General features: G+C 64.2%; 15 protein-coding genes, 1 tRNA gene and 1 pseudogene. 8 read left to right on the top strand and 9 right to left on the bottom strand.

Features of this window, described 5'->3' with window-relative positions; genetic code table 11:
* Positions 1–2 precede the first annotated feature (2 nt).
* Positions 3–1,583, bottom strand: coding sequence for a 2-polyprenylphenol 6-hydroxylase (gene ubiB / locus KWG56_RS16645; RefSeq protein ID WP_219353000.1), 1,581 nt, complete (start codon positions 1,581–1,583; stop codon positions 3–5).
* Positions 1,571–2,359 carry a class I SAM-dependent methyltransferase gene (locus tag KWG56_RS16650; RefSeq protein WP_201099796.1) on the bottom strand — a complete coding sequence of 263 codons (789 nt, stop codon included), beginning with the start codon at positions 2,357–2,359 and terminating at the stop codon, positions 1,571–1,573. The genes ubiB and KWG56_RS16650 overlap by 13 nt, the downstream gene beginning before the upstream one ends.
* Before the next feature lie 120 nt (positions 2,360–2,479).
* On the opposite strand from KWG56_RS16650, the gene KWG56_RS16655 reads away from it, so the two are divergent.
* Positions 2,480–2,785: a 4a-hydroxytetrahydrobiopterin dehydratase gene (locus KWG56_RS16655; RefSeq protein WP_219353001.1), complete on the top strand. Its 306-nt coding sequence runs from the start codon at positions 2,480–2,482 to the stop codon at positions 2,783–2,785.
* Complete coding sequence (locus KWG56_RS16660) at positions 2,782–3,576, top strand: SDR family oxidoreductase (protein WP_219353002.1); 795 nt, start codon at positions 2,782–2,784, stop codon at positions 3,574–3,576. The genes KWG56_RS16655 and KWG56_RS16660 overlap by 4 nt, the downstream gene beginning before the upstream one ends.
* A gap of 180 nt (positions 3,577–3,756) precedes the next feature.
* Here the strand turns inward: KWG56_RS16660 and KWG56_RS16665 are convergent, their stop codons facing one another.
* Positions 3,757–5,043, bottom strand: a complete 1,287-nt coding sequence (locus KWG56_RS16665) for a hypothetical protein (RefSeq protein ID WP_219353003.1) — start codon at positions 5,041–5,043, stop codon at positions 3,757–3,759.
* A 90-nt stretch (positions 5,044–5,133) separates the two neighbouring features.
* Here KWG56_RS16665 and KWG56_RS16670 point away from each other — a divergent pair.
* Positions 5,134–5,210, top strand: a tRNA-Arg gene (locus tag KWG56_RS16670).
* A gap of 531 nt (positions 5,211–5,741) precedes the next feature.
* On the opposite strand, the pseudogene KWG56_RS18855 reads toward KWG56_RS16670, so the two are convergent.
* From KWG56_RS18855 to KWG56_RS16685, 3 genes and pseudogenes are all read right to left on the bottom strand, one after another.
* A pseudogene (locus KWG56_RS18855) lies at positions 5,742–6,515 on the bottom strand (recombinase family protein); the annotation flags it as partial.
* A gap of 251 nt (positions 6,516–6,766) precedes the next feature.
* Entirely contained in the window at positions 6,767–7,036 is a 270-nt protein-coding gene (locus tag KWG56_RS19085; RefSeq protein ID WP_219353004.1) for a sigma factor-like helix-turn-helix DNA-binding protein, read from the bottom strand.
* Positions 7,033–7,398 (bottom strand): hypothetical protein, encoded by a 366-nt coding sequence (locus tag KWG56_RS16685; RefSeq protein WP_219353005.1) that lies wholly within the window; start codon positions 7,396–7,398, stop codon positions 7,033–7,035. The genes KWG56_RS19085 and KWG56_RS16685 overlap by 4 nt, the downstream gene beginning before the upstream one ends.
* 236 nt (positions 7,399–7,634) lie before the next feature.
* Between KWG56_RS16685 and KWG56_RS16690 the strand changes: the two genes are divergently transcribed.
* The 3 genes from KWG56_RS16690 (at position 7,635) to KWG56_RS16700 (ending at position 9,296) form a co-directional block, all read left to right on the top strand.
* Positions 7,635–7,871 (top strand): helix-turn-helix domain-containing protein, encoded by a 237-nt coding sequence (locus KWG56_RS16690; RefSeq protein WP_219353006.1) that lies wholly within the window; start codon positions 7,635–7,637, stop codon positions 7,869–7,871.
* 294 nt (positions 7,872–8,165) lie between these two features.
* Positions 8,166–8,354, top strand: coding sequence for a hypothetical protein (locus KWG56_RS16695; RefSeq protein WP_219353007.1), 189 nt, complete (start codon positions 8,166–8,168; stop codon positions 8,352–8,354).
* 162 nt (positions 8,355–8,516) lie between these two features.
* Entirely contained in the window at positions 8,517–9,296 is a 780-nt protein-coding gene (locus KWG56_RS16700) for a tetratricopeptide repeat protein (RefSeq protein ID WP_219353008.1), read from the top strand.
* 730 nt (positions 9,297–10,026) lie between these two features.
* Here the strand turns inward: KWG56_RS16700 and KWG56_RS16705 are convergent.
* The gene (locus KWG56_RS16705; protein WP_219355332.1) at positions 10,027–11,004 is read right to left on the bottom strand and encodes an SDR family NAD(P)-dependent oxidoreductase; all 978 of its coding nucleotides are present in this window, start codon (positions 11,002–11,004) and stop codon (positions 10,027–10,029) included.
* Positions 11,001–12,323, bottom strand: coding sequence for a UDP-glucose dehydrogenase family protein (locus KWG56_RS16710; protein WP_219353009.1), 1,323 nt, complete (start codon positions 12,321–12,323; stop codon positions 11,001–11,003). The genes KWG56_RS16705 and KWG56_RS16710 overlap by 4 nt, the downstream gene beginning before the upstream one ends.
* A gap of 984 nt (positions 12,324–13,307) precedes the next feature.
* Between KWG56_RS16710 and KWG56_RS16715 the strand changes: the two genes are divergently transcribed.
* The gene (locus KWG56_RS16715) at positions 13,308–13,736 is read left to right on the top strand and encodes a TadE/TadG family type IV pilus assembly protein (protein ID WP_219353010.1); all 429 of its coding nucleotides are present in this window, start codon (positions 13,308–13,310) and stop codon (positions 13,734–13,736) included.
* On the top strand, positions 13,736–15,385 hold the full coding sequence (locus KWG56_RS16720; RefSeq protein WP_244999553.1) for a pilus assembly protein TadG-related protein: 1,650 nt from the start codon (positions 13,736–13,738) through the stop codon (positions 15,383–15,385). The genes KWG56_RS16715 and KWG56_RS16720 overlap by 1 nt, the downstream gene beginning before the upstream one ends.
* Positions 15,386–15,394: 9 nt before the next feature.
* On the opposite strand, the gene KWG56_RS16725 is transcribed toward KWG56_RS16720, so the two are convergent.
* The gene (locus KWG56_RS16725; RefSeq protein WP_219353011.1) at positions 15,395–16,750 is read right to left on the bottom strand and encodes a M23 family metallopeptidase; all 1,356 of its coding nucleotides are present in this window, start codon (positions 16,748–16,750) and stop codon (positions 15,395–15,397) included.
* Positions 16,751–17,003 lie beyond the last annotated feature (253 nt).

The following is a 17,003-nucleotide window of genomic DNA, read 5'->3' on the forward strand; positions in this document are numbered from 1 at the left end:
GGTCAGTGCAGATAGGGCCAGAGCGAAAGGCCCAGGGACGTCAGGGCGGCGATGACCGCGACCGTGACAGAAGCCACGAGCCAAGCCGGGGTTCCCGACTTTTCGATGACCACGGTCGTCGGACGCGGTGGTTCCTGCACCAGACGCGAGATGGCGCGGGCGGCCGAGATCACTTCGTTCAGGGCGTCCTTGGCCTGGGCCTGGGGGCCCAGTTCACGCTTGATCCAGCGCTCCACGACAGGTTTGGCGGCGGCCCACAGGTCGTGGTCGGGGTTCAGGCGACGCGCCACCCCTTCGACCGAGACCATGGTCTTCTGCAGCAGGATCAGTTCGGGCCGCAGGCTCATGTCGAACAGGGCGGTGATCTCGAACAACTGGCCCAAGAGGCGGCCCATCGACACCTGGCTGGCGGCGCGGCCGATCACCGGCTCGCCGACGGCGCGCAGGGCCTGGGCGAAGGTTTCGACCGAATGATGGGCGGGGACATAGCCCGCCTCGAAATGCACCCGGGCGATCCGGTCGTAGTCGCGGCTGATGAAGCCCCACAGAATTTCCGCCAGATAGCGCCGCTCGGCCGGTCCCAGCCGCCCGACGATGCCGAAGTCGATGGCGGTCAGGTGCGCGGGCGCGCTGGCGAACAGATTGCCTTCGTGCAGGTCGGCGTGGAAGGCGCCGTGGTCCAGCGCCTGAACCAGAAAGGCGCGCACCACATTGTCGGCCAGCAGATCCTTGTCGATGCCCGGCAGCTCCAGCAGGGCGGGATCGGTCATCGGCACGCCCGGCGCCCATTCCAGCGTCAGCACCCGCTTGCCCACCCCGTCCCAGATGACGGCGGGCGCGGACATGTAGCTGTCCTTGGCCATGACCTCGGCCATTTCGCTGGCGGCGGCGGCCTCCAGGCGCATGTCCAGTTCCAGATCCAGCGAGTTGGCGATGGTCTCGACGAAGGCCTGCGGCTCCAGACGGCGTGACAGGGGAACCAGCTTCCACACCAAGGCCGCGCCCAGACGCATGGAATCCAGCCCATTGGCCACGCGGCGCTCAACGCCGGGACGCAGCACCTTGACCGCCACGGCGCGTCCATCGGCCAAGGTGGCGCGGTGAGCCTGAGCCAGAGAGGCGGCGGCGACCGCCGGTCCCAGATCGGTGAACAGGCTCTCGACCGGACGACCCAGCGACTTTTCGATTTCGCGACGGGCCTCGTCTTCGGGGAAGGGCGGCAGGGCGTCCTTAAGACGGCCCAGATCGCGGGCGAACTCCAGGCCGAAGATGTCGGCGCGGGTGGCCAGAACCTGACCCAGCTTGATCGCCACCGGCCCCAGATGCTCGAACGCCTTGCCCAGACGCTGACCGGGGCGGCCCTGACGACCTGCGCGGCCCGAAAACATCTGGACGAACCGGGCGAAGGGCCGGGTCCAGGCGGGCAGCAGGGGCGTGACTTCGCGCGGCACCAGGGCGTCATGGCGCACCAGCACCCACAGCCAGCCCAGCAGGCGTAAGGATGCCGCAACCGGGTTCTGCACCGCCACGGCGGCGGGCGGCGGCGGGGCCGTGCGATAGATCCGGCTGGTCAGATCGCCCACCCGTGATGGATGGCGGCGATCCCGCCCGACAGATTGGTCACCGAGACGCGGCGGAACCCGGCGTCCTCGATCAGACCCTTGAACGCCTGCTGGTCGGGGAAGCGACGGATGCTCTCGACCAGATATTGATAACTGTCGCGATCCTTGGCGACCCAGCCGCCGATGCGCGGAATGGCGTGGAAGGACCAGGCGTCATAGACCTTGCGGATCGGGCCGGTCGTGGGGCGCGAAAACTCCAGGCACAGGAACCGACCGCCCGGCTTCAGCACACGCCGCGCCTCTGACAGGGCCTTGTCGATATGGGCCACGTTGCGGATGCCGAAGCTGATTGAATAGGCGTCGACCGAGGCGTCCGGCAGGGGCAGGTTCATGGCGTCGCCGACCGACCAACTCATCTCCGGCTCGCCGCCCTTGTGCACGCCCGCCAGGATCATCTCGGCGTTGTAGTCCATGACGATGACGCTGGCGTCTTCGCCGCCGCGCCGTTCCTGGGCCGCGCGCGCCATCTTGGAATAGCGCCGGGCCATGTCGCCGGTGCCGCCCGCCACGTCCAGAATGGTTTCTCCGGGGCGCGGGTTCAGCTTGTTGGCGGCGATGTCCTTCCAGATGCGGTGGACGCCCACGCTCATCAGGTCGTTCATGACGTCGTAGTTCGAGGCCACGGAATCAAAGACCCCGCGCACCATCTTCACCTTCTCGCGCGCATCGACGTCGCGGAAGCCGAACGAGGAACGATCACCCGACGAATGCGGGCCGTGCGAAGGGGCGTCTGTCATGGGCGACGGTCTAGCGCGTCGCCGCGCCGCCGTCACCCGATCAGGCGGGTTGCGGATGAAGTTCAGGGCGCTTGCCGCGCTTCCTCGGGCGCCTTAGGCCAAAGAAAAAGAGGAAACCTGATGACTGACGCTCGACTGGATGTTGCGGAGGCGTTGAAGGCGCTGCCCGCATGGACCGCCGCGGACGGGGATCGCCCCGCCATCACCCGCAGCCTGAGGTTCGCCGACTTCAACGCCGCCTTCGGCTTCATGACCCGCGTGGCCCTGCTGGCGGACAAGATGGACCATCATCCGGAATGGTCGAACGTCTATGACCGTGTCGAGATTCTGCTGACGACCCATGACGCCGACGGCGTGACGGAAAAGGACGTGGCTCTGGCCCGTTTCATCGACGAAGCCGCCGCCAGCCTGGGAGCAAAAGCATGAGCGTGACACGTCCCGGCCGGGTGTCCGGCAAGAAGGCCCTGATCACCGGCGCGGCTGGCGGTCTGGGCGAGGCCATGGCCTTCATGCTGGCGCGCGAGGGCGCGACGGTGGCCGTCTCCGACATCGACGGCGGCCGCGCCGCCGCCCTGGCCGACCGCATCAACGCCGAAATCCCCGGCGCCGCCTTCGCCTATGCTCATGATGTGGCCAGCGAGGATGACTGGACCCGCGTCATCGAGGCTGTGGCCGCCGATCTGGGCGGTCTGTCGGTGCTGGTGAACAATGCAGGCATCGGCGGCCCGCTGGCCCTGGTGGAGCAGGACACGGTCGAGAACTGGCAGCGCCAGTACGAGATCAACCTGCGCTCCATCATGCTGGGCGCCAAATACGCCATGCCCCATCTGCGCGCGGCGGCCCCGGCCTCCATCATCAATATTTCGTCCATCGCCGGTCTGGCGGCGGCGCCGGGCATGGGCGCCTATAACGCCACCAAGGCGGGTGTGTGGATGTACACCAAGACCCTGGCGCTGGAGGCGGCCAAGGCCGACTGGAACGTGCGCTGCAACTCGGTCCACCCCGTCTTCATCAAGACCCCGATCCTGGATCCCTTCATCGCCATGGCGGGCGGCGACGAGGCCAAGGCGGCGGAACGTCTGGCGCGCGGCATTCCTTTAAAGCGGATCGGCGAGCCGGACGATGTCGCCTACTGCGTCCTCTATCTGGCGTCTGATGAATCCAAGTTCGTCACCGGATCCGAGTTCAAGATCGACGGCGGCATGACCGCGCAATAGCCCACAATCATCGTCATCCCCCGCCAAGCCGCTTGCGGCGTAGACCGGGGGACCCAGCGGCCCGCGAGAGCGGGAAACTGTCGCGGACTCTGCGGTTAGTGTTTGCGACTTCTCTACTTCGCCTTCGGCGCCGCTGGGTTCCGGGTCTTCGCTGCGCTTCGCCCGGAATGACGAAAGAAGCTACTCAGCCAGATCCACCGGCAGGATCTGGCTGGACAACAGGGTCCGCATCCCCGCCCAGTGATCCGGCCCCTGCCGCTCCACCCAGGCCTGGACCGTGTCGCGGCCAAGGCCGTAGTTGATGATGTAGCTGCGGTAGGTGTCGATGAACCGCAGCCTCTGCGCCGCCTTGGCGGGCTCGGTCAGGGTGTATTTGGCCAGCCGCGCGATCGTCTCGTCACGCCCCACCCGGCCCGACAGATAATCGTCGGCGATGGTGTATTCCGCCTGCGCCAGTTCGCGCGTCAGGCCCATCAGCTCCGCCTTCTTCTCCGCCGTCGACGGGTCCAGACCCGCCAGCGGGAACAGGACGCTCTTTTCGAAATCGACGCCTTCATGGCCGGGGAAGGCCAGGTCGATTCCATAGTTGGCGCTGCCTTCGGCGACGAAGGACATCGGGCTGAACAGCGGATAGACGCTCATCTCCACCCAGCCGCGCTGGCGCACGAAGGTCTGTTCCAGCAGGGCGTTATAGACGTGGTGGCCGGGGTAGCCCTCGTGGCAGCCCAGATCGATGGCCCGTTCGGTATAGATCGGGAAGTCGGCGTTGATCTCGATCTTGGACGCCGCATCGCCCTGATAATAATTATAGCCCGACCACGGCTTGTCGCCGACGAAGGCCAGGGTGAAGCTCTCGTTCGCGGGCAGGGGAATATGCGCCAGGGTCCGCTTGCGGCATTCGGCGATGGCGGCGTCCATCACCACCTGCAGCCGGTCCTTGGGGATGACATAGTGTGATTTGAACGCCGTCACCCGATCCGTCAGCGACCCCGCGCCGGGGATCAGGGCGTCGATGCGCGCCAGAACCGGATCATAGTCGCTCAGCGGCTTCAGCACGGGCCGCACGCCGAACAGGGCCTCGGCCTCATCTGCAAAGCTCAGCTTCTCGCCGCCCAGCATCCGCAGGCGCGCGTCCGCCGCCGCTACATGGGCCAGCAGATATTTGCGCCGCTGAACCATCATTGGGTCGGCGTTGGTCGCGGGCAGGGCGTTCAGTCGCGCCGTCAAGGCCTCGGCTCCCGCTTTCAGTTCGTGCAGGGCGCGCGGATGGGCCTTAGCCGCCGCCTCCCACTCCGGCGGGCCGTAGTAGGCATCGACATAGCCCGGTTCACGTTCGCCGATCTCCAGCGTCAGCGCCACATAGTCGCGCGCCACTGCGTCCAGGCTGTCCGCTGTTCCAGCCGCATCCCCCGACACGCCTGCGCAGGCCGTCAGCAACAGACAGGCGCCGATAATCCATCCCCGCATTCTTCATCCTCTCCCGATCTATGGCGTATTCGGGATTGAGACGGCCCGCGCCTTGCTGTAAGCGGCGTCATCTCGGCCCACGCCGCAGACGCACCCGTAGCTCAGCTGGATAGAGCGTTGCCCTCCGAAGGCAAAGGCCACACGTTCGAATCGTGTCGGGTGCGCCACTTCGGTTTAAAACCGAGAACTCCGCCAGCGGCGGCGTAACTCCCACCATCACTAGACGCCAAGGCCCGCAGAAGCTCGGTTCGTGAGCCGATAATGCGCGCCTCGGTCTTGCTGATGACCTCCACCCGCTGGGTCAGAGCTCGGAGGTGATCCCGCCGATAGCCGCTGGTGCGATCCCGCAGCTTGCGCCGCGCGGCGCTGGCAAATCGGTTTAGGGCGTCCGTTGTGATCGTGGGCGCCAGCCGATCCACGGACGCGCTGATCCGCTCAGCATCTGCTCTGGCCTGATCGCGGACGCTGGAAAGTTCAGCGACGCGATCCTTCAGCGAGGCGTCGTCTGGCGACAGCAGACCGTTCTCGATAGCCTCGTAAAGCCGATTGAGCTTGGCGTCGGCCTCGGTGGCGCGCTTGCGCATCTCCGCGATGTGGCTGCGCCGCTGGTTGGCCCATTCCTCCCGGCGATCCAGAAGCTGTTCCATCAGGACCGCAAGGCGATGCGGATCAAGCAAGCGGGATTCCAGGTGATCGATGATGGCGTCGTCCAGCTTGTGCATCGGCACCGCGAGACCCTTGCAGCCCGCCTCGCCCATACGGGTCTTGGTCGAACAGGCGTAGTAACGATACTGACCGCCCGCGCTGCCCTTCCCCGTTCTCAGGGTCATGGCTCCGCCGCACACGCCGCAGAAGCAAATCCCCGTCAGCAAGTTCGGGCCGGTGGAGACGCGCGGCGGGGTCCACTTTGGGTTCCGGGACGTGAGACGCGCTCTGACAGCCTCATGGTCCGCCCTCGACACTATGGCGGGCACGGCCATGATGGCGTGCTCGGATTCAGGCTTCGGCGCCTTGGTCTTGTGGTCGCGAGTGTTGAACCGGTGCTCGCCCATGTAAGTCGTGCGGGTCAGGATCTGGTGGACGGCGCTGATGCCCCAACGCCCGCCGTCGCGAGTGCGGACGTTCTGATCGTTCAGGCGTGTGGCGATGGTCTTCAAACCCATCGGCCCCTGCGCTCCGTCGCCGGTCAGCGCCCAGCGGTAGATGGTGCGGACTATCTCGGCTTGGAGCGAGTCGATCTCCAAAGTCTTCTTGATCTTGGCCCCGCGCTGCTCGGCCGGGACGATGCGGTAGCCGATGGGCGGTCGGGCGCCGTTCCAGAAGCCCTGGCGGACGTTCTCCTTCATGGCTCGCAGCGTGTGCTTGGCGTTCTCGCGGGATTGGTACTCGTCGAAGAGCGTCATGATCTGGCGCATCATTACGCCCATGGACGTACATAACCGCCGCCCTGATCGCTCTAAAACTAGGCGCATATTCGGAACCTCACCCTCGTAACACTACGGCCGCCGCTTTCTCGCAAAGCGGATCGATCCATCGACCACGCCTAGCCCTCGGCGGCGGCGGCCGACCGGGTCAACGCCTGCGGCGCTTGCCGCAGCCCGCAGGGCGCGAAGCGGGGTTGAAGCGGACGGGCGGCGCTGCTCCTCACCTCAAAAATGAGGGTCAGTAAGGCCAAGCTTGTCAGACAATGCCGGCGCAAAGCCTATCCTGCCCTAGACCCTCATTAGCGTTCAGAAGGCTCGCAACCGCCCGCCTCATCGACGGCTCGGCTCAGCTTTACGAGCGCCTCGGCCAGACGCGCTTCGACCGCCTGCTGGTCAATGCGCAGCTGATCGGAGATCTCGTCCAGGGACATTCCTGCAAAGCGATGCATAACGAAGACGTCGCGACAGGCGCGTGGCAGTCGGCGGATCGCTCGGACGAAAATCCGGCGCTGGGGTTCTTCGGCTGATCGACGGGGCCGCCGCCGTAGCACCGACGGCCAGCGCCTCATTGGCTCGCCTCACATTCTACTCCGATGGCGGCCTCCACCGCGCTGAGGAGGTCGCAGATGGCTTGGTCGATCGCGTCGGGCGGTAGCGGCAGTTCCGGATTGCACATACCGGATCGCAGGGCGCCGGAGCCATAGAGCGTTCCCAGCACGTCGGCCAGTTCGGCGATGCCATCCGGGATGCCTCGAAACCCCAACATCCGGGCGCACCGAAGCGCCTTGGTCAGATCGTGACGGAGGTAGGCGCGGTTCCAGTCATCGGAGAGCCCGCGATGAAGCAGGTAGGCTTTGAGGCCCAGTTCGATGGCGATGGCGGAATGGTAGCCGGACTGAGCGCTGACGCGGTCGTCGTCGGCCCAAGCCATCGCGTGGAAGCCTCGGGCGTTAAGGGCGAGGGCGATTGCGAGGCGGCGCTCTGGAGGCCACCGCCGCAACTTTCGCTGCCGAAATACAATGCCTCTGCGATGGGGCACGCGGTTTCTCCGTAGCGCCCACAAACCTGCCGCCGGAGCGATTCGGCTAGCGTTTCGGCACAAGGTGCGCGAAGATGATCACACCGACCCGATAAAGTCAACACGGTGTACTCATATGGGAGCGCGCTGTGCCGACAATTAACCCGCTACAGGTCAAGCTCGCGCGAACCGCAGTTGGAATGGGCGTGAGAGATCTCGCTGCAGCGGCGGGTGTCGCGCCTTCGACCATCCAACGCTTCGAGTCCGGCCGTGGAGACATGCAGTCTCGGACACTGGATAAGGTACAGCAGACCCTAGAAGACGCTGGCGTAATTTTTATCCCTCCTGACTCGAGTGGCGGCTCCGGCATTCGGCTGAGGGCCTGACGTCCGTAGCATTTGAAAGAGGGAAAAGCGGGAATGGAAACAGGCCGTGGGGGTGAGCGAAGGCGTTCGAGCTAGGTTCGTTCTGACGGTGGCGTACTGGGATCGGGCTGCCAAGGCGTACCATCCTCATTGATAGGCCGGTTCATGCGAACTAGCTGTGTCCGAACCCCCTACAAAGTGGCTGGCTCGGAGATTGAACCACTGATTACCGCTGCGAGACGCCTGACTATCCATGATGACCTGTCCAAAGCCGATGCTCTTCAAGGCCTCGCAGAGGAGGGTCGGAACCCAGGCATGGTGGTGCCGCTCGCTTTGCGGAAAGCGGTAGAGATCCTGGATAATCAGGACGTCATCGCTCGCGAAATCCCGGCAGACCGCGCCAATCAGCTGCGTCGCCTGATCAAGGCGGAGTTCATGCAAAACATTTCGACAAACGTAGAGTTTCCTTCCCGGGTGCTTGATAGGGTCGGTTCCCGACGGTAAACTCTTCGGGCGACAGCATCTCACGAGCCTTGTTGAAGGGGACGGATCAGCATGTCCCAGAAGAATTCCGCTCCGCCCTCAAGCGACAGCTTCGAATCGCGCTCACCACCCATGAAGGCCATACCCATCGGACGGAGATACATAGCTTGGTCATCAGCCTGAATGGATAGCGACTCGTTCAAGGAGTTGCTGTCTGCGGAATTGGGACTGCACCACTACGAGGCAGCGATTGCCATATTTTCTGCTCTAGCCAGCAAGAATGCAGATGATCCTTTCGTGGTGACCTATCTCGCCCGGGCGCTTCAGCAGTTCGGTGATCTGACCGGCGCCATTAAGACCTTGGAGCAGGGTCACGAAGCGTTCCCACACAATGTGGCCATTGCGACTTCGCTTGGCGCGAACCTCGAGCGCAACCGGCAGGATGCGAAAGCGCGCGATCTGCTAGAGCCCCTATTCGACGCCAACCACGGGAATGCACGCGCTGCATTGGCCCTCGTTCGGATCCATCGTCGGGAGAACCGGCTCGATCTTGCGGCACGGGTGGTTAGACAGTGTGAGAACGCGGATCTGAACCGATCAATGCGCATGTTCCTCGCAACGGCTCACGCCGAGCTTCTCATCGCCCGAGGACAACCGGGTGCTGCCGCCGAATACATACGCGAGCACCTCGCCAGCGACGAAAGTCCAGGACTACTGATCGACGCCCTGATGGAAGCCGCGGACCACGCCGCGGATGCTGACGAAAAAGAGGCGCTGCTACGTGAGGCCGCATCGGTAGTGATCCCGAAGCAGCTCCTGCACAACGTTCCCATTCAGGTCACTCGGGCGAAGCTCGCGATCCGGATCGGGAACCGACTTATGTTTGATGCAGCTGTCTCAACCCTCGCGGAAACGCGAATAGACGCTGCTGAGCTTGATCGGATCATATCCTCGTTCAGTTGACCCGGTGAGCGCCGAACGCTTTAGCGGCGGACGGTCGTCTGACGACGGAACTCCCAACTGCCGCCTGGAATCAGGAGCGGATGTCGATCTTGCTAGCTCGAATGTCCCCGGTTGGCGCACGGCCCGAAATCAAACATGTCAGGCCGCCCAGCCGACGATGGCGGAATAGTTCTCGGCTTCATCCAGGGCGGCGCGCCACTTCGGCTCTAAGCTGAAATATGCGCCGGCGGCGTAATTCCCCTAACCTCATGAGTTGAGCAATCTGCCTCGGGCGTCCTCGCAGACGTCGACAGCTTGCGCATGGCCCACCGAACGACCGGAAGTTCGTCCTTCGCCTCTTGATTGTAAAATAGGGTCAATTTCGAACTTAGGCGCTTGCTTCAGGGTGGGGCGTCAATGACCCTGGAACGTCGTTCGGTTTCGACTTGCGCGACGCGGCGGTCCGCCGACCTCCCAACGGAAACGCGGGCCGTCACCCATGTTCGGGGGGGAGCGTGACAGGTCCAGAGAGAGAAACCCCGCTTTGGGCTCCAGCGCCAAAGTCGATCAGGTCGTGGTCGGCCCGATTGGTGTTGGCGGTCCTGATTGTCGGCAATTTTGCTGCCTGGGGCGTTATCGCGGCTGTGGTCTATCTGGCGGTTTGCGCCCTGGCCTCATAGCGAGGAACCGTCCTGATCGAGATGGCGCACGTCCTCACTGGGTGCGGGCGGCGCCGCAAGCTGAGCAGGTTTCAGCCGTTCTCGTATCCCCGCCACCATTTGACGAACTGTTCCAGCCCATCCTTCAGCGGGACCTTCGGCCTGTAGCCGGTCAGGGCGTTCAGTTTGGAGACATCTGCGTAGGTGGCGGTGACGTCGCCGGGCTGCATGGGGCGCATGATCTTCTGCGCCTGGGCGCCTAGGGCGTCTTCCAGGGTGGAGATCATCTCCATCAGGCCGACGGGCTGGCTGTCGCCGATATTATAGACCTCGTGCGATCCTTGCGGCGGCGGGTTGTCCAGCACGCCGACGATGCCGTCCACGATGTCGTCGATATAGGTGAAGTCGCGGGCCATCCTGCCCTCGCCATAGACCTCGATCGGTTCGCCGCGCGCGATCTTCCGGGTGAAGCTGAAGTAGGCCATGTCCGGGCGGCCCCAGGGGCCATAGACGGTGAAGAAGCGCAGGCCCGACTGAGGGAAGCCGTACAGCTTGGCGTAGCTTTGACTCAGCAGTTCGCACGAGCGTTTGGTGGCGGCGTACAGCGAGACGGGATCGACCGTCGGGTCGTCTTCGCGGAAGCCCGCGCCTTCCAAGGGCCGGTCGCCATAGACCGAACTGGACGAGGCATAGACCAGATGTTTCACGCCGTTGTGGCGCGCAGCCTCCAGCATGGACAGATGGCCCGCCAGGTTGGAGCGCTCATAGGCGAAGGGGTTCTCGATCGAGTAGCGAACGCCGGCTTGGGCGGCCAGATGCACGATCCGCTCGGCGCCGCTGTCGGCGACCAGGGCCTTCATCTGCTCATGATCAGCGATGTCGGCGCGGACCATGCGGAAGCCCTCGCGGCCTTCCAGCCGTGCGGCGCGGGCCTCTTTCAGCGCCGGGTCGTAATAGTCGTTGAAGACATCGACGCCGATCACGGTCTCGCCCCGGTCGAGCAGGCGCTCGGCCGTATGCATGCCGATGAAGCCGGCGGCGCCGGTGACGATGATCGGTGTTTGCATCAGCCGCGTCCAATGCTGGAGTATTTGAACCCGCGCTTGAGCATGTCCTCGGAGCGATAGACGTTCCTCAGATCCACCAGCACCGGCTGGTTCATCAGCCCCTTGACCCGGTCCAGGTCCAGGGCGCGGAACTGATCCCATTCGGTGACGATGACCACGGCGTCGGCGCCGGTGACGGCGTCGTAGGCGTTGGCCTTCATCTCTACGCCGTCCAGCAGCTTGGCCGCTTCGTGCATCCCTTCGGGGTCAAAGGCCTGAACCTTGGCCCCGGCGGCGATCAGGGCGGGGGCGATGTCGAGGCTCGGCGCGTCGCGCATGTCGTCGGTGTTGGGCTTGAACGTCAGGCCCAGGAGCGCGACCGTCTTGCCCGCGACGCTGTCGCCCAGGGTCGTCTCGACACGACCGGCCATGGCTTTCTTGCGCGCGTCGTTGACCTCGACCGTCGTCTCGATCAGGCGGACCGGGGCGCCATACTGCTGGGCCGTGCGGACCAGGGCGATGGTGTCCTTGGGGAAGCAGGAGCCGCCATAGCCCGGACCGGCGTGCAGGAACTTGGACCCGATCCGCTTGTCCAGGCCGATGCCGCGCGCGACTTGCTGCACGTCGGCGCCGACGGCTTCGCACAGGTCGGCCATCTCGTTGATGAAGGTGATCTTCATCGCCAGGAAGGCGTTGGCGGCGTATTTGATCAGTTCGGAGGTGCGGCGGCCGACGAACAGAAGCGGGCTCTCGTTCAGGTTCAGCGGGCGGTACAGTTCGCCCATCACCGTCCGGGCGCGCTGGCCCACGTCGTTGTCGATGTCGTTGACGCCGATCACCACCCGGTCGGGGCGTTTGAAGTCGCCGATGGCGGCGCCTTCGCGCAGGAACTCCGGGTTCGACACCACGGCGAAGTCGGCGTTCGGATTGGCCTTTCGGATGATGGCCTCGACCTCGTCGCCGGTACCGACCGGGACGGTGGACTTGGTCACCACCACGGTGAAGCCTTCGATCAGGCCCGCGATCTCTTCGGCGGCGGCATAGACGTAGGACAGGTCCGCATGGCCGTCGCCGCGACGGGTCGGGGTGCCCACGGCGATGAAGACGGCGTCGGCGTTGCGGATGGCCTCGGCGCCGTCCAGGGTGAAGGACAGCCGCCCTTCGCGCACGTTCGTCGCGACCAGATCATCCAGGCCCGGCTCATAGATCGGAATCTCGCCGCCGTTCAGCCGCTCGATCTTGGACGGGTCCTTGTCGATACAGGTCACCACATGACCGAAATCGGCAAAACAGGCCCCTGACACCAGGCCGACATAGCCCGTGCCGATCATCGCAACACGCATCGAGTCTCTCCAGACGGTCGGCGTGTGATCCGCCGATCCTGGCGCTGATAGCAGAGGACGTGTGGAGGGCGACAGTCTCTCGCTGGACGTGATGTTTTCATGCCGGGGTGTTTCGTAGCGCCACCGGCCGGTCGTTAATTTAGGCGTTGCCCAAGGGGCCTGTTCTTATCTTTTCGGCTAGCGCTGCAAGGTCCTCAGCAATGGGAAGTCCAGAGTTCTTTGCCAAGGCGGCTAAGTTAAAAAGTGCATTTCTGATGTGTGTTTCTACGGAATTGTCCTGCATTGATTAGACTCCGGTTCGAACAATTTCGAATATTTACGCACTGTGCGTGGTTTAATGGGTGTGTATAGATCAAGTTTCGCGAGAAAAATCCTGATTAATGGGCTTGAGTGATGTATTTATTTGCTACGAAGATTCGGTTGATCTTGCGTCTGTGCTTTCTGTGGGTGCCTATATTCGTGATTTAATGCGTGGACTGTACAGGTAAAATTACCTACCGTATCTTATTAATTGCATTTACCAATTTGTCTCAATCTGTACGCGAAGTTTGGTGATCGGAGAGTGAGATGGGAAGTGCCCTCAATCAACGTGCCGTCGAAACTTATGCGCTCCAGATGTACGCAGAGTTGGCGTCCTTATTGGAGAGAGCGAGCCACCCATTAGCGTTAGAAGCTCGGTCTTTGGCGGATCGGGTGGCCTTGCCGATTATGACAGGGCAACGAAATTCTCAACGCGCCCTATGAAATTGGTAGATCGATCAGCTTTCAGATAAGCATCTACTATAATGTGACGGTGCAGTTGGCTGTGTCAACTGCACCGTTTTTTTAACAAAAGTACTAGGAAATTCTTGTACTTGCCATTCGATAGTTGATCGATGACTTCGTCGTACGGGTGGATTTTTCGTCGCTGCAATTGCTACCTATAGATGTAATATCTTCTTAAGCTGCTTGGAATACTCTTTATGCGTGTGTATGGAGGCGGTGATGCAGTCGGCGCCAGTGAAGTCGAGTTTCGTGCGTGCGGATGGCGGCAGCGCCGCGGTTGAGTTCGCCTTGGTCGGGCCGATCATGGTGGTGCTGATGATCGCCATCGTCGTCTATGGCAGTTGGTTTCTGATGGCCCAGTCGGTCCAGAGCCTGGCGTCCGAGGGCGCGCGGGCGGCGATCGGCGGCTTGGACGCCAGCGAGCGCGAAGCCCTGGCGCGGGCGGAGATCGCAACCTCTGTCGCGCGCATGGGAGCGCTGGAGCCCGCCAAGACGACTGTGCGGACCGTCAGCGACGCCCAGCGCATGCAGGTCATCGTCGTCTATGACGCCCGCGACAATCCGATGATGGCTCTGGGCGCGATGTTGCCCCTGCCGCCGACGATCATCGAGCGCCAGGCGGTCATTCGCGTTGGAGGGTACAGCTGATGGCCCGGATCCGGCATTTCATTGCAGACCAAAAGGGCGCGATCGCCGTCATGGCGGCTGTGGGCGGGGGCTTGTTGTGCCTGTGCGCGGCGGTCGCCGTGGACATGGGGTCCATGGTGCTGCATGCGCGGCGTGTGCAGGGGGCGGCGGATCTGGCGGCCCTGGCGGCGGCGCGGGATCTGAGCCACGCCTCACAGGCGGCGTCGGCGACGGCGACAGACAATCTGGAGGCGAACGCCCCGATGGCCATCGACGTCAAGGTCGGGGTCTATACGGCCAACCGGGCCCTGGCGCCGGAGGCGCGCTTCAGTCAGGGGGCGTCGGGCGCGAATGCGGCGCGGGTGACGGTGACATCCGCCGCGCCCGTCTTCTTCAGCCGCCTGCTGCTCGGGCGCGACACGGTCGAGGTGACGCGCAAGGCCACGGCGGCGGCGCCGGATGCGCCCAAGGTCATGTTCTCGCTCGGCTCGCGCCTGGCCAGTCTGGACGGCGGTTTGGCCAACCAGCTGCTGAGCGGCCTGACCGGCAGCAAGGTCTCGCTGAGCCTGATGGACTATCGCGCCCTGGCCGATGTGAAGATCAATCTGCTGCAGTTCACCGATCTTCTGGCCACCAATGTCGGCGTCAGGGCAGGGGACTATGACAGCCTGCTCAAAACCGACGTCACGGCGGGAAAGGCGCTGAAGGTGATCGAAACCCTGGCGGGCGGCCGCGACGGCGGGGCGGTTGGCAAGCTGACCAGCGCGACGACGAAGGTGAAGCTGAACATGGGCCAGTTGATCGGCGTCGACGCCCAGGCGCCGGAGGGCATCCGCAACGGCCTGAACGCCGATGTGTCGGCGCTGGACCTGATCATGGCCATGCTGGAGATCGGCGGCGGCGGCCGTCAGATGGCGCTCAATATTGACGCGCCGCTGGGCCTGGCCGACCTGAAGACCAGCCTGGCCGTGGGTGAGCGGCCCAATAACTCGCCTTGGCTGACGGTCACGGCCAAGGGCGATCCGGTGATCCGCACGGCCCAGACGCGTCTATATCTGCGCACGCGGACGACGGAAGTCCTGGCGGGTCTGGCGCAGGTGGAGCTGCCGATCCTGATCGAACTGGCCCCGTCGGAGGCCAAACTGAAGGGCCTGACCTGCCGCCCGGCCAAGTCGGCGGACGTCGATGTCCGACCCGGTCTGGCCCGCGCCTGGGTCGGCTCCATCAACGAGGCCAAGCTGGCGGATTTCAAGTCCAACCTGAACCCCCAGCCCGCGACTATTGTCTATGCTCTTCTGGGGCTGGTCCGGTTGGACGCCAAGGCCGATATCGACGTGGGGGATCAGAACTTCACCACGGCGCATTTTTCGGCCGCCGACATTCGCGATCAGCGCGTGCAGACGGTCAAGGCGCGCGGATTGGCCAATGGTCTGACCTCGACCCTGTTGCAGCGTCTGGAGATCACGCCGGTCGCCCTGGGGATCCCGCTGCCGCTGGGCGAACTGACCAAGGCGCTGGGCGTGCTGCTGTCCCCGATCGGGCCTGCGCTGGATCTTGTGCTCAACCCATTGATGGATCTGCTGGGCGTGGGGCTGGGCGAGGCGGACGTCCGGGTGCACGGCCTGTCCTGCGCGGAAGGCGGTTATGCGGCGCCCTATCTGGTCGGATGACGAACGACGTCAGCCCTGTGCGGGGCGCAGGCCTTCTGCGGACGCCTGTTGCACGACGGGGCGTTTGTGGCCCCCGGCGGCGATGATGCGGTCGATGCGGGACTTTTCGGCGCGGAAGGCGGCCAGATCGGCCCCGGCCAGTTCAGTGCCTTCCTGGGTGCGGACGCCCGCGGGATTGATCCGCTGGCCGTTGCGCCACAGTTCATAGTGCAGGTGCGGGCCGGTGGAGGCGCCGGTCGAACCGACATAGGCGACGACCTGGCCCTGGCTGACGCGCTGACCGGCGCGCAGGCCGGTGGCGTAGCGGGAAAGGTGGCCATAGCCGCTTTCCAACCCGTTGTTGTGGCGGATGCGCAGCCAGTTGCCATAGCCGCCCCAGCGTCGCGCCTCGACCACCACGCCGTCGGCGGGGGCCACGACGGGCGTGCCGGATGCAGCGGCGAAGTCCGTGCCCTGGTGCATCTTGCGATAGCCGGAGATCGGGTGCGTCCGTACGCCAAAGCCCGAGGACACGCGGCGGAAGCTCTGCAACGGCGTGCGCATCATCGAGGAGCGCAGGTTCTTGCCGTTGGCGTCGAAGAACTGGGCTTCCTTCGCGCCCGCAGGCTTGAAGCGGTAGAAGGTCACGCCACGCAGTTCGGCGTACAACAGGTCGCCGACATTGACCGTGCGGCCCGCCTCGGTGATGTCGCGGTCGAACACCATGGTGAACTCGTCCGATGCGCGCACGTCGCGCTGCATGTCGAACTTGGTGGCGAACAGGCGGCTGGCGGCGCTGACGATCGAGGCGGTGGCGCCCAGTTCGCGGGCGCTGGCCGACAGGGAGCGTTCCACGTCGCCCTTGACCACGACGGTCTCGCGCGAAACCTTTTCCTCAAGCGAACGCAGACGCAGGGCGCCGTCGAAGCTGCGCGATACAGTCAGCTGCGTCGCCGGGCCGGTGCGCATCGTCAGGCCGATCAGCCGGGCGTCGCCCATGCCGTTGCGGGGTTTGGCGATGGCGGTTTCGAAACGCAGGCCCGCGCGCAGGTCTTTCAGGTCGAAGGCGTTGGCGACGGTGGCGGCGATGGCGCTGGCTTCTTCCGGCGCGACGCCGGTGCGGCGCACGGCCTGTTCAAAGGTTTCACCGCGGCGAATCTGGACGGGGACAGCCTCGGGGGCGGTCATGCCTGCGGGGGCGTTGGCCGAGGCGAAGGCCTGAACCTCCAGAGCGGCGATCTGCGAAGCGGAAAGTGTGGGAACTTCTTCAGCCTGAGCGGGTTGATAGGCTCTGCTGGCGAAAAGCGCGACTGACAGAGCGGCGACCGCCGTCATCATATGCGGTGCGAGGCGCATCGGCTGGCGGCGTGGGTCGAACTGAGCCATCGTTCCCGTCGTTTTGCGACGCCATCCGGCGACAAGGCGGTCTTTAAGCAGGCATACTCAAATCAGGCTCGCCCGTGAACAGCGTCCAGGGCGAAGGGAAGCCGTATAGCGAGCCTGTGTCAGTTTGGGAAGACAGAGGGTTACAAACTGTTAATAAGCTAGGCTGTTTGGTGCGAATTCGCACGAAAACACCCTGTTTGTCCCCTGTGATGAACGCGTCACCGCGTGCGGGCCGGTAGCTCTGGGCCCATAA

Origin of the sequence: Brevundimonas nasdae (assembly GCF_019395145.1) — a bacterium.
GTDB classification, from domain to species: domain Bacteria; phylum Pseudomonadota; class Alphaproteobacteria; order Caulobacterales; family Caulobacteraceae; genus Brevundimonas; species Brevundimonas nasdae.